The 15441-nt window shown below is 32.4% G+C and carries 18 protein-coding genes; 8 read left to right on the top strand and 10 right to left on the bottom strand.

The window, feature by feature from the left end; translation table 11 throughout:
* Positions 1-104: 104 nt before the first annotated feature.
* From DFQ10_RS14930 to recF, 7 genes are all read right to left on the bottom strand, one after another.
* Entirely contained in the window at positions 105-797 is a 693-nt protein-coding gene (locus tag DFQ10_RS14930; RefSeq protein WP_181897652.1) for a DUF6090 family protein, read from the bottom strand.
* Positions 798-931: 134 nt separating this feature from the next.
* A complete protein-coding gene (locus tag DFQ10_RS14925; protein WP_115818234.1) occupies positions 932-1288 on the bottom strand; it encodes a hypothetical protein in 357 nt (118 codons plus the stop codon).
* Complete coding sequence (locus DFQ10_RS14920; RefSeq protein WP_115818233.1) at positions 1288-3699, bottom strand: penicillin acylase family protein; 2412 nt, start codon at positions 3697-3699, stop codon at positions 1288-1290. Before DFQ10_RS14920 ends, DFQ10_RS14925 begins: the two co-directional genes overlap by 1 nt.
* Before the next feature lie 203 nt (positions 3700-3902).
* A complete protein-coding gene (locus DFQ10_RS14915) occupies positions 3903-4199 on the bottom strand; it encodes a DUF721 domain-containing protein (protein ID WP_115818232.1) in 297 nt (98 codons plus the stop codon).
* Between the two features lie 2 nt (positions 4200-4201).
* Positions 4202-4660: a hypothetical protein gene (locus DFQ10_RS14910; RefSeq protein WP_115818231.1), complete on the bottom strand. Its 459-nt coding sequence runs from the start codon at positions 4658-4660 to the stop codon at positions 4202-4204.
* Positions 4653-5096 carry a lipocalin family protein gene (locus tag DFQ10_RS14905; protein ID WP_245940730.1) on the bottom strand — a complete coding sequence of 148 codons (444 nt, stop codon included), beginning with the start codon at positions 5094-5096 and terminating at the stop codon, positions 4653-4655. Before DFQ10_RS14905 ends, DFQ10_RS14910 begins: the two co-directional genes overlap by 8 nt.
* Positions 5093-6172 carry a DNA replication/repair protein RecF gene (recF, locus tag DFQ10_RS14900; protein ID WP_115818230.1) on the bottom strand — a complete coding sequence of 360 codons (1080 nt, stop codon included), beginning with the start codon at positions 6170-6172 and terminating at the stop codon, positions 5093-5095. The genes DFQ10_RS14905 and recF overlap by 4 nt, the downstream gene beginning before the upstream one ends.
* Positions 6173-6311: 139 nt before the next feature.
* Here recF and DFQ10_RS14895 point away from each other — a divergent pair, with 139 nt between their 5' ends.
* The 8 genes from DFQ10_RS14895 to DFQ10_RS14860 all read left to right on the top strand — a co-directional run bounded on the left by DFQ10_RS14895 (position 6312) and on the right by DFQ10_RS14860 (position 12862).
* Positions 6312-7076, top strand: coding sequence for a tetratricopeptide repeat protein (locus DFQ10_RS14895; protein ID WP_115818229.1), 765 nt, complete (start codon positions 6312-6314; stop codon positions 7074-7076).
* Positions 7077-7079: 3 nt separating this feature from the next.
* Positions 7080-7586, top strand: a complete 507-nt coding sequence (gene ribH, locus DFQ10_RS14890; protein ID WP_115818228.1) for a 6,7-dimethyl-8-ribityllumazine synthase — start codon at positions 7080-7082, stop codon at positions 7584-7586.
* Between the two features lie 225 nt (positions 7587-7811).
* Positions 7812-8027, top strand: coding sequence for a hypothetical protein (locus DFQ10_RS14885; RefSeq protein ID WP_115818227.1), 216 nt, complete (start codon positions 7812-7814; stop codon positions 8025-8027).
* A 9-nt stretch (positions 8028-8036) separates the two neighbouring features.
* A complete protein-coding gene (locus tag DFQ10_RS14880; RefSeq protein ID WP_115818226.1) occupies positions 8037-8342 on the top strand; it encodes a hypothetical protein in 306 nt (101 codons plus the stop codon).
* Positions 8342-10201, top strand: coding sequence for a DNA mismatch repair endonuclease MutL (gene mutL, locus DFQ10_RS14875; protein WP_115818225.1), 1860 nt, complete (start codon positions 8342-8344; stop codon positions 10199-10201). The genes DFQ10_RS14880 and mutL overlap by 1 nt, the downstream gene beginning before the upstream one ends.
* A 3-nt stretch (positions 10202-10204) precedes the next feature.
* The gene (locus tag DFQ10_RS14870) at positions 10205-10957 is read left to right on the top strand and encodes a rhomboid family intramembrane serine protease (RefSeq protein ID WP_115818224.1); all 753 of its coding nucleotides are present in this window, start codon (positions 10205-10207) and stop codon (positions 10955-10957) included.
* Between the two features lie 2 nt (positions 10958-10959).
* Positions 10960-11829 carry a rhomboid family protein gene (locus DFQ10_RS14865; protein WP_115818223.1) on the top strand — a complete coding sequence of 290 codons (870 nt, stop codon included), beginning with the start codon at positions 10960-10962 and terminating at the stop codon, positions 11827-11829.
* A gap of 7 nt (positions 11830-11836) precedes the next feature.
* Complete coding sequence (locus tag DFQ10_RS14860) at positions 11837-12862, top strand: endonuclease/exonuclease/phosphatase family protein (protein ID WP_115818222.1); 1026 nt, start codon at positions 11837-11839, stop codon at positions 12860-12862.
* Here DFQ10_RS14860 and DFQ10_RS14855 read toward each other — a convergent pair.
* The 3 genes from DFQ10_RS14855 to lepB are packed head-to-tail and all read right to left on the bottom strand — an operon-like array spanning position 12854 to position 15419.
* On the bottom strand, positions 12854-13162 hold the full coding sequence (locus tag DFQ10_RS14855) for a DUF6122 family protein (RefSeq protein WP_115818221.1): 309 nt from the start codon (positions 13160-13162) through the stop codon (positions 12854-12856). The two genes, DFQ10_RS14860 and DFQ10_RS14855, sit on opposite strands and share 9 nt — an antisense overlap.
* 7 nt (positions 13163-13169) lie before the next feature.
* Complete coding sequence (locus tag DFQ10_RS14850) at positions 13170-13790, bottom strand: WbqC family protein (protein ID WP_115818220.1); 621 nt, start codon at positions 13788-13790, stop codon at positions 13170-13172.
* 9 nt (positions 13791-13799) lie between these two features.
* Positions 13800-15419 carry a signal peptidase I gene (gene lepB, locus DFQ10_RS14845; RefSeq protein WP_115818219.1) on the bottom strand — a complete coding sequence of 540 codons (1620 nt, stop codon included), beginning with the start codon at positions 15417-15419 and terminating at the stop codon, positions 13800-13802.
* Positions 15420-15441 lie beyond the last annotated feature (22 nt).

Raw genomic sequence — 15441 nt, 5'->3', positions numbered from 1 at the left:
TAGCTAAATCAGGATTAATATATGATGGAAATTATAAAAGTACTTTAGTGAAAAATTAATACATTTTTACTTGTTTTTTACCACAGTACTTTGTTGTGCTTTCGTTATTTATTATTTATCTCAATCTTAATTAATTCTTTCAATTCATTAGCATTATTTAGCATTTGCTTTAATTCAATTATTTGTCTTTTTTCTGTGTAATTTTTAAGATATAAAGCGTTCTCAAGAGTCAATATTATTTCTGGGTAGTTTTCTGTATAATTTAAATGGCTATTCTCTTTCAAGTGATAATTGTTTCTATAAAACCCTAAATTCCCAGCTTTTTGTAAATCACTTAAATAAACACTATAATTCCCATTGGCTTGACTAACAATTCTTTCTTGTTTTCTCAAAAGATTTATCAACTTTTTTCTGAGGTGAGCAGGTATTAATTTTATGTCTCCTGTTGATTCTAATGTTCCAATGGTATTAGAGTTAAATGATGGATACCAAAAAGCTAACTTAACTTCAGTTAGAGCGTTCATCATTTCGATAAGTTCTAGGTTTGATTCTTTAGTAAGTTCTAAATATTGTTCATAGGAAACTATACTTTCACTAATTCGAGAAATTTTGTCTTTTATGTTGTCTGTCTCATCATCTAAGTCTTCTTCTAATTGATAATAATAATTTTGAATAACATTACTTTGTTTACGATTTTCATTCCAGTTATTAATTTGAAGAGCAATCAAAATTCCAATAACCACAAGAATAATTTCTCCAATTGCATATTTAAAATACTTCCCAGTTTTGTTTTTCATCAGTAAGTTTTGTCTAATTTTCCTAAAGAATTTTATCATTGGTTAGCGGTTTCTGGTAATGAAGCACAACTCGTTATATAAAAACAAACACGCTATTTATCCCATTTTATTTTAGGGATATTAGCTATTATTATCTATTTGCTTTTAAGTATTAAACTTATTTGTTTTCCAAAAATAGCAGCAATACCAGCAGCTAAACCTCCAACAATACCTGTAACTAACATTAATACATAAGGATTGCCACCTAATGGTAAAAGTACTGCAATGCGTTTTGCTAAAGTGAAATCGTTACCGCTACTCATTAGATAACTGTAAACTGCCCAAAACAAAACAATAGCAAAAAATGGTACAAAAAATACGGCTGATTTTTTTAATGGAATAAATAAAGCAGTGGCTAAAGCAGCTGTCATAACAGACCACCAAGGCAAGAATAATGATAATATATATGCTAATACAATTGTGGCTATAAAATTAATAATTGTCTTGTTCATTACTTGCTTGGTGTTAGGGTTTGTGTGCCAATAATAGCATCGGTTGCCGTACTGCTTTGTAGAAAATTAAGACTATGGTATTTACCAGCTGCCCAATCATCTATAAAATTATCGTAATATTTACTGCCAGGATTACCAGACTGTCCTCCAGGATAAATACCAAGAGCAGTAGGAGGTGAGGTCATTTCTACAATCATTCTCCAAGATGGTCCCCAATTTTCTGATGTCGCATTTACAATATTTTTTCCTCCTCCAATAGGAATATCAAATCTAGAAAATGCTGGTAAGGCTTGTAATAAATGACCAGCATAGGTGCCTTTGTAATTTACCCAATTGAGATCTCCGTTTTCAGCTTTCCATGTGTTTAGTTTTTCTACAGCTTTACTAAAGCTTAATTTAAACAAATCTTTAGCCGTTTCCGTTTCGGGTGTTTCTATAATATCCATAAAGGCATCGTCTCCTTTCGTTTTTAGTAAATAAATTGTTTGGTAGGTAAATGGAGGATCTATTGCAGTATCATTAACGTCAAACTCATCCCATACCATAGTATAAAGAATGCTCCACCATGCACTCCAAATACTTGGGCCAATCTCTCCCATATCGTTATTGTATTGCCACGCTTTAGCAATATCAAAAATTTCTTTTTCTTTAGGTGTTAAGCTAGAAACATCCATGTTTTCTAACATATAAGGCATTAATTCTGCCGCTTTAAGGTTATAGTTGTTATTGTGTAAATCCTTAAAATCTTGAATGCTAAATTTGTCTTTAGAATTAAAGAAATCATTGATGACACGATTTCTGTATGTTTCATATCCATCATTAAACACAAAATATGGATAAGCTTCGTCCACAGGTGATTGATTTGCAGAACTCACAAAACCTCGTTCCGGATTTTTAGTGTGTGCATTATAAGCTTGAGGAATATAACTTTGCCAATCGTTTTCAGATTTGCTGCCATCCATAACAAATTTTCCTTGACCTTCCCATTTATTAGGAAGTAAACCTTGAATCCATATGGCAATGTCTCCTTCAGTTGACGCAAAAACAAAGTTTTGAGCAGGTGCTGTATAGTTGCTTAACGCTTCAACATAGTCTGTATAATTTTTACTCTTATTAAGATCTAAAAAAGTCTTTTGGTTGTTGCCACCAATATGGCCAACCCATTTCATGGCATAGCCTGCACGTTCTTGATCAGATTTAAAGTTTTTATCATAAACCACAGGACCATGGTGCGTGTAGAGTACGGAATCTTTGTAGGTTTCTTTGCCTTTAATTTTTATGTCTTCAACCCTAACCGAAACATCTCTCCATTGGTCATCGAATTTATATTGTGTTCTATCATCGTTGAAATCAATTTTATACCAATCAATAACATCTCTTGTTGCATTTGTTTCTCCCCAAGAAATATATTGGTTAAATCCAGAAATAACAGCCAATGCACCAGGTAGTGTTGCACCAAAAGCATTATGGTTTGGTGTACTCAATTGCATTATAAACCAAATGGAAGGTAAGTTAAGTCCTAAATGCGGATCGTTTGCCAAAATGGGATGTCCTGTAGCTGATTTTTCACCAGAAACTGCCCAGTTATTACTCCCATAATTTGGATCTGGTTTATCAATGGTTTCAGCAATAGAATCTAAAACAGGTTCGCTGTTTGGTGTTGGTGTTTGCGGCACGTCAATAAAGCTCCAGTCCGTTTCTTTCGGAATTATAGGATCTGTAATATCAAAGAAATCTGGAAATAATAAATCGAACCGTTCTTTACCAAATAAACGCAACGCATTGGTGTTTTCCATATCTTCATCTCCACCTGCCAACATTTTGGTCATATACATAAGGAGTAGTGCAGTCTTTTTTTGCGTCCATGCTTCTGGTTTATAATCTAATAATTTGTACTCTACAGGAAGATTTTTAGGATCTAATTGATTGATGTAACTATTAACTCCATCTGCGTATGCTTTAGTAATCGCTGAGGTTCTTTTGTCTTCATTCATTTTTAACAAGGCTTGTTCTGCACCATAGCCCATACCACGTCTGCGTTCTTGTCTGTCGTAATTAAGTGCTCCTTCTCCTATAATCTCAGATAAACGACCTGCTGCAGCATAGGTCTGAAATTCCATTTGCCAAAGTCTGTGCTTTGCGGTTAAATAGCCTTGTGCTCTGTATAAATCCAGTTCGTTTTGTGCAAATACATGCGGAATTAACTGAGCATCATAATGAACCGTGACTTTATCTTGTAATTCAGGAATAGTGATGTCTCCCGAAATGGCTTCATCAGTTTCATTTTGCCAAACACCAGAATATGGATTAAGAAATTTACCAATTGGTGGTATAGAACCAAACTTGGTATTTAGCGCATAAAAAATAGCGACTGTTAATACGAAGGATAGAATGAGTTTAAAATACTTCATAGAGTGAAATTAATATAGAATTTAAAAATAGGAAATTATCTAAAACTTAGACCGTAATTGGGTTAATTATTATTGCTAAGTAATAGAGGTTTGGTTAAAATTCACACAGAAGTATGCCTAGTCATTGTAAATCCTAGAGTAATGTTTGAAATAAAAAGGATTGAATTTAGAAAGTGAAAACTAACTTTTTATTTATTAGTGTCTTATCTTAAAATTAATTTTTTAACTATGTCTTTTCTAAGCGACTCATTAAGCATTTTTATAATTTTCTCTGTACCATAACTTAACTCTTCTCGCAGAACACTTGAGCTAAGTTGTACGTAGAGTGTATCGTGTTTTAATTCTATGGCTGTGGTATAATTGTTAACGCCATTTCCCATAAGATTTACCCAAGCTTCGCGCACATCAACTTTATCTAAACCTGTTTGTAGGTTGTTAGATTGTACAAATTCTTTTAGAATGTCTTGTATTGGTTGATTATCGTTGTTTCGTTTTGCCATAACTATTTTACTTTTGAAGACGTGACTTTAAATTCCCATGTGCCTTCGGTTCTTTCTATCCAAGGACTTCCGAATTCATCATTAAATTCCTCAAACATTTCCCAAGCACCAAGATAAGAATTTGTTTTTTGATTGAAGTTACCATAGTAATGAATTTCTGGATGATTTTTATTTTTATCAGTTTTTTGTTGTCCAAATTCATCTAAAAAATACAGATAAGGATACTTTAAAATGAAACTTAAAAAATCGTCTTCAAAATAACCTTTTAGCTTTGCATCTTCCTCGAAAATAGGAGCGGATTCTTCATCAGAATGTGTACCGATAAAGATGTCATTTTTTATTTCTACATTAATGTGAAAATTTATGCGTTTGGGTATATCGTAGTTTTCATCATCAACAGGATATAGAAAAAAACCTTCCCATCGTTCAATATATATAGAATCTTTTTGCCTGTTAATCAATATCTAATTTTATAGGAGTATAACGTTTGTAAACGTAGATATTCTCACTTTCATTAATAATACGTAGTTGAGATTCTGTAGCTTCTAAAACGGTTTCTTTCCAGTTGGCATAGGGAGTATTGTAGTAAATGTTTAATTGATTGTCTTCAATTTTTAATACAATAGCTTCTTCGTCATCAGAAGAAAAATAGGTGTCATTGATACCTGGTTTTAATTTTTTTCGAAATCCTTTTAAACTATCATTAACACTAATGTAATCTATGGTTTCGTTAAATTTATATTCTTTTTTACTGCCATCTGCCATAGTAACTTCATCTATTTCCCAGTAACCTTCTATATGTTTAATGTAGTTTTCCGGGTTTTTAGAACAGCTGAATATTACAACCGCAATAAGTAGAAAAGAAAAGTGCTTAATAATATTGGTAACGTTTTTCATAATTTGAAAATTTTATACGATTGATGTGTTTGTTTTATCACGTCTTCTGTGCGTTCTGCATGTGTGTCGCTAATAAAAATCTGACCAAAATGAGCGTCGTCTACCAAACTAATAATTTGTGCCACTCTGTTTTCATCTAACTTATCAAAAATATCATCTAACAATAGAATAGGTGAAACTCCGCTTTGTTGCTTTATAAAATCGAATTGTGCCAATTTTAAAGCGATTAAAAATGATTTTTGTTGGCCTTGACTTCCAAACTTTTTAATCGGAAAATCATCAATTAAAAATACTAAGTCATCTTTGTGTGTACCAACACTAGTGTATTGCAATGCTCTATCTTTATTGATGGATTTACTTAGTAAATCATTTAATTCGTTATCAAATAAATCACTCTTGTAAGTTAAGTCTATCGCTTCTTTGCTTTGGCTAATAGCTTCGTAGCGTGATTTAAAAATGGGTATAAAGGTTTTTAAAAAGGAGTCTCGTTTTTTAAATATTGCACTACCATAAGTATTGAGTTGTTCATTGTAAATGGCAAGTGTGTCTTTATTAAAGGTGTTATTGAGTGCAAAATACTTTAATAGCGCATTCCGTTGTGTTAATACCTTATTATAATTAATGAGTTCTGTTAAATAGCTTTTGTCGCTTTGCGAAATAACACTATCAATAAATTTACGACGCGTATCACTACCTTCAATAATTAAATCGCGATCTGCTGGCGAAATAATAACCAAAGGAATGAACCCAATATGCTCACTAAATTTTTCGTATGCTTTACTATTACGTTTAATTACTTTTTTCTGACCACGTTTTAAGGACACAATAATTTTTTCATCGCGATCATTTTTAGTGAAAATTCCATCGACCACAAAAAAATCGGCATTATGATTTATATTTTGAGTTGCAATAGGATTAAAGTAACTTTTTCCGAAAGCTAAATGATAAATAGCGTCAAGTGCATTGGTTTTACCGATGCCATTTGCACCAACAAAACAATTGATTTTGGCGTCGAAATCGAAAACCTGACTTTCAAAATTTTTATAATTAACTAAAGATAGTGTGTTTAGATTCATGAAAAACAAACAGATTCCTTGATTTTACTGATGTAGAAAAGCATTTAGGCTTTAAAATAATTATTCAAAAATAACAAATAAATAGGCTTTTAAATCCCAATAAAAATTTTATTTTTGCGCACGCACAAAATGACAATTTATGGCAACGTATAAGAAAAGAGGCTACAAACCTAAGACAGTAAAAGAGAAGGAAGAGGTTTTTGAAGAAGAATCAACAACAGCAGAAGTGTTTAACACTTTAGATGAAGGTGCTTCTAGAACTGAAGAATGGGCTGTAAAGAACCAAAAGTATATTTTAGGTTTTGTTGGAGTGGTAGCTTTAATTGTCCTAGGATATTTAGGATACAATAAAATAGTAGCAGAACCAAAGCAAAAGGATGCTATGAACGAAATGTACACAGCAAAAAAGTATTTTGATGAGGCTGTGAGTGGTGTTTCTTCAGATTCACTTTACAAAATGTCTTTAGAAGGTGGTGAAGGAAAGTACGGTATGTTAGATATTATTAACGAATATAGTGGTACTCCTGCAGCTAACTTAGCAAATTATTATGCTGGTATGGCATATTTAAATCTTAGAGATTATCAAAATGCCGTAACGCACTTAGGTAACTTTTCTAGTGATGATAAAATGTTAGATCCTATTGCTAAAGGTGGTATTGGTGATGCTTTTGTTCAGTTAGAACAAAAATCTGAAGCTTTAGAATACTATGAAAAAGCATTTAAAGCTAATGTTAACGATTTTACGACTCCATTATACTTAATGAAAGCTGCACGTGTAGCTATTAACTTAGGAGAAAATAGTAAAGCGTTAGATTATTTAACACGAATTAAGTCTGAGTTCTCTGCTTCAACTGAAGCTAAAGATGCAGATGTATTAATAGGAAGAGTAGAAGCAAGCTTATAGTATATGGCAACTGCAAATCATAATTTATCGAATTACGATAAAGCAACAATCCCAAACGCGAAAGATTTTCGGTTTGGGATTGTTGTTTCAGAATGGAATGATAAAATTACCGAAGGTTTATGGCAAGGTGCTTTTGATGCACTCATAGACTGTGGTGCAATAAAGCAAAACATTGTACGCTGGAATGTTCCAGGTACTTTTGAGCTAACTTATGGTGCTGCAAGAATGAGTAAAAGTATTTATGCAGACTCTGGTATGCTAGATGCTATTATTGTTATAGGTTGTGTAATACAAGGAGAAACTAAACATTTCGATTTTGTATGCGAAGGTGTAACTCAAGGTATTAAAGATCTTAATGTTAAAGGTGATATTCCTGTAATATTCTGTGTGCTTACCGATAATAATATGCAACAGTCCATTGATCGCTCTGGTGGTATACATGGTAATAAAGGAACGGAAGCCGCAATCGCAGCTATAAAAATGGCAGCTTTACGCAAGGAAACTTTGTAAGTTCTCAGTCTTTAGTCTTCTGTTGGCAGTCACATAGCCTTAAAATAATACATACTTATATTTTGTGGTAAGCTAAAATTTAATTTTGCATACTGCATACTGCATACTGCATACTGCCAACCAACTCTGGCATCCTTTTTGTTAATAATTTTAAGGAATCCTTAAGGGTTATTTCCTTGTATTTTCAGTACTTTTGAGATTAATCTGGATAAAATTACAAGTCTCTTGTTTCAACAACGAAAAAATAAACGTTTCACATACAAATCTCGACTTCAGGATTCCGCTAATAGAAAGTCGAAAGACGACTTAGAAACTAAATGGAATGAACTTAAAGAAGGTGGTAAGCGCAAAGGAAGTATGCTAACATCGTTAGCCGTATTAATTAGTTTACTCGTTTTTATTTTTGTTTTAATTTATGTCCTTGATGGATATATTAAATAAGACAGTATTATGGGACCAATAAAATTCACTTTAATTAAAAAATTACCTAGAAATAAAAGGTTTAATTATACACCAAGATATTATAAAGGTAAAGAAGATATTGATACATCAGGCCATGTATCAAAGTTTGATGCTTATGCAGATACTTATAATAAAAATGATTTTTCTGGGCAATGGCACGATAGTAGAATAAGTGGCCGAACTAGAAATAATTCAGGTTTTAATAGAACCATTTTACTCTTAATAGGAATCTTCGTTTTAATTTTTCTTTATATCATAGATTTCGACTTATCTATTTTTTCTTTTAAAAGCTAATGTCAGATATTATTCAACTTTTACCAGACCATGTTGCCAACCAAATTGCAGCAGGTGAGGTAGTTCAGCGTCCAGCTTCAGTAGTTAAAGAATTAATGGAAAATGCCATTGATGCTAATGCTACAGAAATAAAACTCATAATTAAAGATGCTGGTAAAACTCTAGTTCAAGTAATTGATAATGGCAAAGGTATGAGTGTTACTGATGCGAGATTGAGTTTTGAGCGTCACGCAACTTCAAAAATTAGAGCGGCAGAAGATTTATTTCAACTTAACACTAAGGGGTTTAGAGGTGAAGCATTAGCGAGTATTGCTGCTATTGCGCATGTTGAACTCAAAACAAAGCAAGACGAAGACGATTTAGGAACTGCCATTGTTATAGAAGGTAGTGAAGTAAAATCGCAAGAGGTTGTTGTAACACCAACCGGAACTTCGGTGGCCGTGAAGCATCTATTTTTTAACATTCCGGCAAGACGAAATTTTTTAAAATCAGATACCGTAGAGTTAAGGCATATCTCAGACGAGTTTCATCGTGTGGCTTTAGCGCATCCTAATATTGCATTTTCATTTTATCACAATGGAAGCGACTTATTTAATGTGCCTCAAGAAAATTACAGACAACGTGTAGTGCATATTTTCGGAACTAAAACTAACGAAAAATTAGTGCCAGTTGAAGAAGAAACAGAAGTGTTGAAAATATCTGGATTCGTAGGTAAACCTAATTTTTCAAAAAAAACAAAGTCAGAACAATTCTTTTTTGTGAATCAGCGATTTATAAAAAGTCCGTATCTCAATCATGCTATAAAATCGGCTTTTGAAGGTTTATTAAAAGATGGTTATCATCCTAGTTATTTTTTGAATCTTACTGTTGATCCAAAATCTATTGATATTAATATTCATCCGACAAAGACTGAAATTAAATTTGACGATGAGCATACGCTTTATGCTATTTTACGTTCGGCTGTAAAACATAGTTTAGGACAATTTAATATTGCACCAGTTTTAGATTTTGAACATCAGAGTAGTTTAAATACACCTTACGAGTATAAAGATAAAAATGCTTCAATACCAGCAATTGAAGTGGATCGTAGTTTTAATCCATTTTCTGAAGATGTTAATAGAAAGGAAAAAACGACGAGGCAGAATACAGGATTTAAATCGCCACCTACGGCATCTTGGGAAAGTATGTATGTCGGTTTAGAATCTAAAGGAAATAATTCTCAAAGTGATTTTAGTCAAGTAACTTTTGAAAGTGAATCAAAAGATGAATCTATTTTTAATGATTCAGCAATTGAAACTAGAAAAACAACGTTTCAGTTACAACACAAATATATTGTGAGTACTTTAAAATCTGGTATGTTGATTATTGACCAAAATAGAGCACACCAGCGTATTTTATATGAGAGTTTTTTAAAGCATATTACTGTAAAAGAAGCAACGAGTCAGCAATTATTATTCCCGTTACAATTACATTTTACACCAAACGAAACAAAAATTATAGACGATTTAAAATCTGATTTAGAACATACAGGTTTTGCATTTTCAGAATTGAATGATAAGGAGATTATGATTACAGGAGTTCCTGTAGGAGTACCAGAAAGTGAAGTGTCTATAATTTTAGAACAATTAATTAGCGATGTAGAGAATGATGTGCCAGACACTAATTTTAGTGCTGCGGATTTACTAGCAAAATCTATGGCAAAGAGTTTAGCGATTAAAAACGGTCAATCTTTAAATAGTACAGAGCAAGAACACATGGTAAATAGTTTATTTGCCTGTAAGGAACCTAATGTATCACCAACTAATAGACCAACATTTATAACTATGGCTGTTGATGATATTGAGAAAAAATTTATGTAGAATATGAGAAGAGAAATAACAGATGGAGTAAAGCATTTATTAATATTAAATGTATTAATGTTTATTGGAACATTAACAGTAGGTAATGGTGAAGCTTTCTATCAGTGGTTTGCATTATATTTTCCGAAAAATCCAATGTTTCAGCCATGGCAAGTCTTAACACACATGTTTATGCATGGTAATTTTATGCACATTGCATTTAATATGTTTGCGTTATGGATGTTTGGCACTGCTGTAGAACAAATTTTTGGATGGAAGAAGTTTATAACCTTTTATCTACTCTCTGGTTTTGGTGCAGCGATAATACAAGTTGCATTTTTGTACTTTCAATTTAATACGGGTTTAACAACATTGATAGAATCTGGTGCATCTCAATCAGATGTTTTAAGTGTTCTGAGTGAGGGCAAATATAGTACGGCTTGGGTATCGCTTTTGGGTGATAATTTTGATAGTTTTATCAATGCATTTAATAGTACAATGGTTGGTGCTTCTGGTGCTATAATGGGTGTTTTAGTAGCTTTTGGAATGTTATTTCCAGATTCTAAATTGATGCTTATTTTCTTGCCTGTACCTATTAAAGCAAAGTATTTTATTCCTGGTATTATTGCGTTAGATTTATTTTCAGCTCTTTCAGGGAATTCTATATTCAGTCCGAGTAATACGGCTTATATGGCTCACGTTGGAGGTGCATTAACAGGTTTCCTTTTAATGTATTTCTGGAAGAAAAATGAAAAAGATAAATACCGTTGGAATTAATTATGAGTACGATTCAAGATTTAAAATATAAGTTTAATACGCTCGATGCTTTTGGTAAAATAATAGCCATTAATGTGATCGTATTTATTATTGGCTTAGTGTTTAAATCACTATTGCGAATTGATCTGTTTGGCTATTTTGAATTGCCATCAGGAATCATGGATTATCTATTTCAACCTTGGTCAATAATAACCTACGGATTTCTTCATAGTGGCTTGTTGCATCTGGCATTTAATATGCTGTTTCTTTACTACCTATCTAGAATAACATTGAATTTGTTTCGTTCAAAAATGATTCTAAATGTTTATTTTCTTGGGATTATTTGTGGTGGATTGGCTTATTTGGCTTTTGCTAATCTTATGCCAGTTAACTTTCTAGGAGTAAATGGTGTTTTAGTAGGTGCTTCTGCAGGTGTAAGTGCGTTATTAATGTTTGTAGCTGCATACATACCCAATACAGAGATACGTTTATTTAACGCCTTTAATGTAAAATGGAAACATATTGCCATGGTTATTGTTGGTTTAGATTTGTTTAGATTAATGGCAGGTATGAATCAAGGTGGTTATGTAGCACATTTTGGGGGTTATTTGTTAGGTTATATTTATGCTACTAAGCTATTAAAAGGTACAGATATTGGCACTGGTTTTGAGCGTGCTATGGATAGCTTTATGAGTTGGTTTAAGCCAAAATCTAATCTTAAAACAGTACATCGTAATACCAAAAAAAAGGAGTATGCTGGTAAGACTAAAGACGAGTTTAATACGTTTAATAATCAGAAGAAAATAGATTTAATTCTCGATAAAATTAGTAAAAGTGGTTATGAGAGTCTAACTGCAGAGGAAAAGGAATTTCTCTTTAGGGCAGGAAAATAAAAATAAAGTGAAAGGATTAAAATTCGGTAGTAAAATTATATTTTTAATCAATTCGTTGGTGGCATTTTTATTGCTCATTTCTTATATATTACCGTTTATTCCACCAAAACGTTTTGCTACACTATCTGTTTTAAGTTTGGGTGTACCACTACTTATTTCGCTCAATGTTATTTTTTTAATTTACTGGTTGCTTCGTGTTAAGAAGCAAATGATTTTATCGTTGGTGGTATTGTTATTAGGATGGAGTTATATGAACTCTATGTACAAGTTTTCGTCTTCTTTGCAGATTGAGGATGACGCCAATTTTTCTGTTATGTCGTTTAATGTTAGACTTTTTAATAAGTTTGGTTGGTTGCCTAGTAAAACGGTTAAAGATAGTATTTTAGCATTAATCTCTGATGAAGCACCAGATGTGTTGTGTCTTCAAGAATATCCAATAAGTGAGCGTCTTAAGCTAAAACACTACTATAGTTTTAATGCGGAATATTCTAAAGGAATTAAAGGTGGTCAAACGATTTTTTCTAAATTTCCTATCGTAAATTCGGGTTCTCTAGAGTTTCCTAATACGTACAATAATGCCATTTTTGTTGATATAGTGAAACAAAAAGATACAATTAGAATTTATAATTTTCACTTACAATCATCAGGTATAGGAGTAGATGTAGAAAAGCTTAAAGAAGAAACCTCAGGACATTTATTTAAACAAGTAGGAGCTACATTTAAAGCACAGCAAGAGCAGGTGGAGTTGTTTTTAGCACACAAGGCAAAGTCTAATTACAAAACCATCGTTACAGGCGATTTTAATAATACAGCTTATTCCTATATTTATAGAAAGATTAAAGGAGACGATTTAAAAGATACGTTTAAACAAGCGGGAAATGGTTTTGGTAGAACGTATAATTTTAAATTCTTCCCTATGCGAATCGATTTTATTTTAGCAGATGAGGATTTTACGGTGAATGGATTTAAAACCCTCGATGTTGAACTTTCGGATCATTATCCTATTAAAACAACATTAAAACTATCACATTAACCAGCAATCTGCGGTATCTGCAATAATGTGAATCACTAAACCTAGACCGATAAGTCTCGTTTTCTTCGGAATTAATAACAGCATGTAAACTACAATAGCGTAGTAGGAGTGGAGTGGATGAAAATTGATACTGCAACGATTAGGATCAAAAATGGGGTTTGCTAGTAAGTGATCTAAATCTATCAACATACCCAAAATCATAATAGCGTAGGCTTTTAGCCAATAGTCTTTGTAAAATACAATAGCAACTACCAATGGTAAACCAAAGTGTATGCCGTAATGGACGGTTGATTGAAGCATTTTTTTGTTAAATTATCTCTAATTCTTGCCGTTTCAGATACAATTCCGCATTTGGACCTTCATTAAATAATAAATCTAAAATACTAAGATTAGAAATAAAACCATGTTTTTCAGTAAAAACTTGAGTGTAAGGTTGAAATGATTGCACTTTAGAATTTCGTTTTACTAAGTGTCTAAAATCTTTATTTTCTGAAGGTTTTATTTCAAAAATTGATGTGTGTTTTGAAGTCCTGTTCAATTGTAAACTATCGGATAGTAGGTCATAACATTTTAGATTAAAGTCTAAGATATAATCGTAATGATTTTCAAATAGAGGCATTAAATCGTCAATGTAGAATTCAAAAAAGGGAGACATACTATAAGCAGATTGTAAAGATTTTAAATGCTGAAGTTGCCAAGATTCATCATTTGCTATTTTTACATCTTTATACAGTTGCCTATTTTTCTGAGAATAACTTACCGGAACAGTTAAAGCCAATTTGCCATTTGCACCATAAATTTCAGTTCGGTTTCTGAAAGATTGTTTTTGGTAATTGTCACTGACTTCAAAACAAATGGAATCTGAATTGACAATAGCCCAAAAGTGTGCAATGTTTGGAAAATAGGTTGGATATATAAGGTTATTCAAAACTTAATGCTACTTAGCCTTTTTCTTTTTTCTCCATTTATTGAAAAATGTAATACCTAAAACAAGGATTATAAACGGAATTAAATAAGATGTACGCTCGCCAGTACCACTAACCGTAGTAAAGACTCTATCCCATCTAATACTCCAATTTTTAAGTCCATCATTAATGCCATCAATACTCATCCAAATGAATACAGGTTTACCAATAACGTGATCGTAAGGCACAAATCCCCATGCTCTAGCATCAATGGAGTTATGACGGTTATCTCCCATCATCCAATAATAATCTTGTTTAAATGTGTAAGATGTGGCAGGTTTATTATCAATAAAAATTTGATTTCCTCTAGTAACAACATTGTGTCCTTCATATTCTCCTATGGCACGCTTATAAATAGAAATGTTATCCATGTCTAAATTTATAGTGGCACCAGCTTTAGGAATCCATATAGGTCCAAAAAAGTTGTAGTTCCAATTGTGTTTTAAATCGTGAGGAAATACTCTACTGTCTCTTATGCCTTCATCTTCACCATGAAAGGTAATTGAGGCTATATTTGGATGTACAACAGCCTTTTTAGCTGCTTCTTGAGTTGCTTGTATTATAAATGTTTCACGTTGGTTATCGTAACCAATACCATCAGTGATGTCATACTTTTTTAAAATTGGCTTCACTTTTTCGCTAAGCTCGTACATAGAATTGGCCGTAATATTAGCAAATTCAATATCGTATGAAAATTGAACCTTAGCTCTATTAGGTAATTTATTTTGTTTGCCATTTATATAGACAATACCATTTCTAACTTCTAAAGTATCACCAGGTATACCAACACAACGTTTTACTAAGTTGGTTTTTTTGTCAATGGGTTTGTAATAATTTCTATCTGGTGTAAACTTATTCATGTCCACCAAGGTATCTGCAGGCTGACCAAACACCACGATATCATTACGTTCAATTTTTTCAAAACCAGGGAATCTAAAATATGGTAATTGTAATTTATTCATCCAAGACGTATTTCGTTCTTCAAAATGATCATTGAATAAATACGATTTGGTACCTAATTTAGGAATAGTATCATGCACCATCGGTGCGCCAACAGTTGTCATTGGTAAACGTGGTCCGTAATGTATTTTACTTACAATAAGAAAGTCACCAACCAGTAATGATTTCTCTAAAGATGATGACGGAATTACAAATGGTTGAAAGAAATACGTATGCACAATAGTTGCTGCTACAATAGCGAAAAGTATGGAGGTAATCCATTCTCCTGTAGATGTTTTAGGAGTTAATTTTCTTTTTTCTACATAATTAACACCTGCTACATAATTAAGATAGTAAAGGTAAAAACCTAATGTAACGATGCATAAAAGTGCATCTAGTTTAGTGTCTTTGCCAAAAGCTCTTGCTGTTTCTACCCATGCAGCAGGAATCATAATAAGGTTTACAATTGGTAAAAACATTAATATAACCCACCACCAAGGACGCGAAATAATTTTCATTAAAATTACAGCGTTGTAAACTGGTACAAAGGCTTCCCAAGGTTTTCTGCCTGCTTTAATATATAATTTCCATGTACCTAGGCCATGTATGATTTGTAAAATGAGTAAAAAGATAAACCACTGTGTCCAGCTCATAATATGATATTTAATCTAATAG

Origin of the sequence: Winogradskyella eximia (assembly GCF_003386165.1) — a bacterium.
Lineage (GTDB): Bacteria > Bacteroidota > Bacteroidia > Flavobacteriales > Flavobacteriaceae > Winogradskyella > Winogradskyella eximia.
This window is presented reverse-complemented; position numbering and strand designations above follow the sequence as displayed.

Bases quoted from the DNA above. Each gene is read 5' to 3' on its own strand.
- DFQ10_RS14930 (WP_181897652.1), bottom strand. From the start codon at position 797: ATGAAAAACAAAACTGGGAAGTATTTTAAATATGCAATTGGAGAAATT.
- DFQ10_RS14925 (WP_115818234.1), bottom strand. From the start codon at position 1,288: ATGAACAAGACAATTATTAATTTTATAGCCACAATTGTATTAGCATAT.
- DFQ10_RS14920 (WP_115818233.1), bottom strand. From the start codon at position 3,699: ATGAAGTATTTTAAACTCATTCTATCCTTCGTATTAACAGTCGCTATT.
- DFQ10_RS14915 (WP_115818232.1), bottom strand. From the start codon at position 4,199: ATGGCAAAACGAAACAACGATAATCAACCAATACAAGACATTCTAAAA.
- DFQ10_RS14905 (WP_245940730.1), bottom strand. From the start codon at position 5,096: ATGAAAAACGTTACCAATATTATTAAGCACTTTTCTTTTCTACTTATT.
- recF (WP_115818230.1), bottom strand. From the start codon at position 6,172: ATGAATCTAAACACACTATCTTTAGTTAATTATAAAAATTTTGAAAGT.
- DFQ10_RS14895 (WP_115818229.1), top strand. From the start codon at position 6,312: ATGGCAACGTATAAGAAAAGAGGCTACAAACCTAAGACAGTAAAAGAG.
- ribH (WP_115818228.1), top strand. From the start codon at position 7,080: ATGGCAACTGCAAATCATAATTTATCGAATTACGATAAAGCAACAATC.
- DFQ10_RS14880 (WP_115818226.1), top strand. From the start codon at position 8,037: ATGGGACCAATAAAATTCACTTTAATTAAAAAATTACCTAGAAATAAA.
- mutL (WP_115818225.1), top strand. From the start codon at position 8,342: ATGTCAGATATTATTCAACTTTTACCAGACCATGTTGCCAACCAAATT.
- DFQ10_RS14870 (WP_115818224.1), top strand. From the start codon at position 10,205: ATGAGAAGAGAAATAACAGATGGAGTAAAGCATTTATTAATATTAAAT.
- DFQ10_RS14865 (WP_115818223.1), top strand. From the start codon at position 10,960: ATGAGTACGATTCAAGATTTAAAATATAAGTTTAATACGCTCGATGCT.
- DFQ10_RS14855 (WP_115818221.1), bottom strand. From the start codon at position 13,162: ATGCTTCAATCAACCGTCCATTACGGCATACACTTTGGTTTACCATTG.
- lepB (WP_115818219.1), bottom strand. From the start codon at position 15,419: ATGAGCTGGACACAGTGGTTTATCTTTTTACTCATTTTACAAATCATA.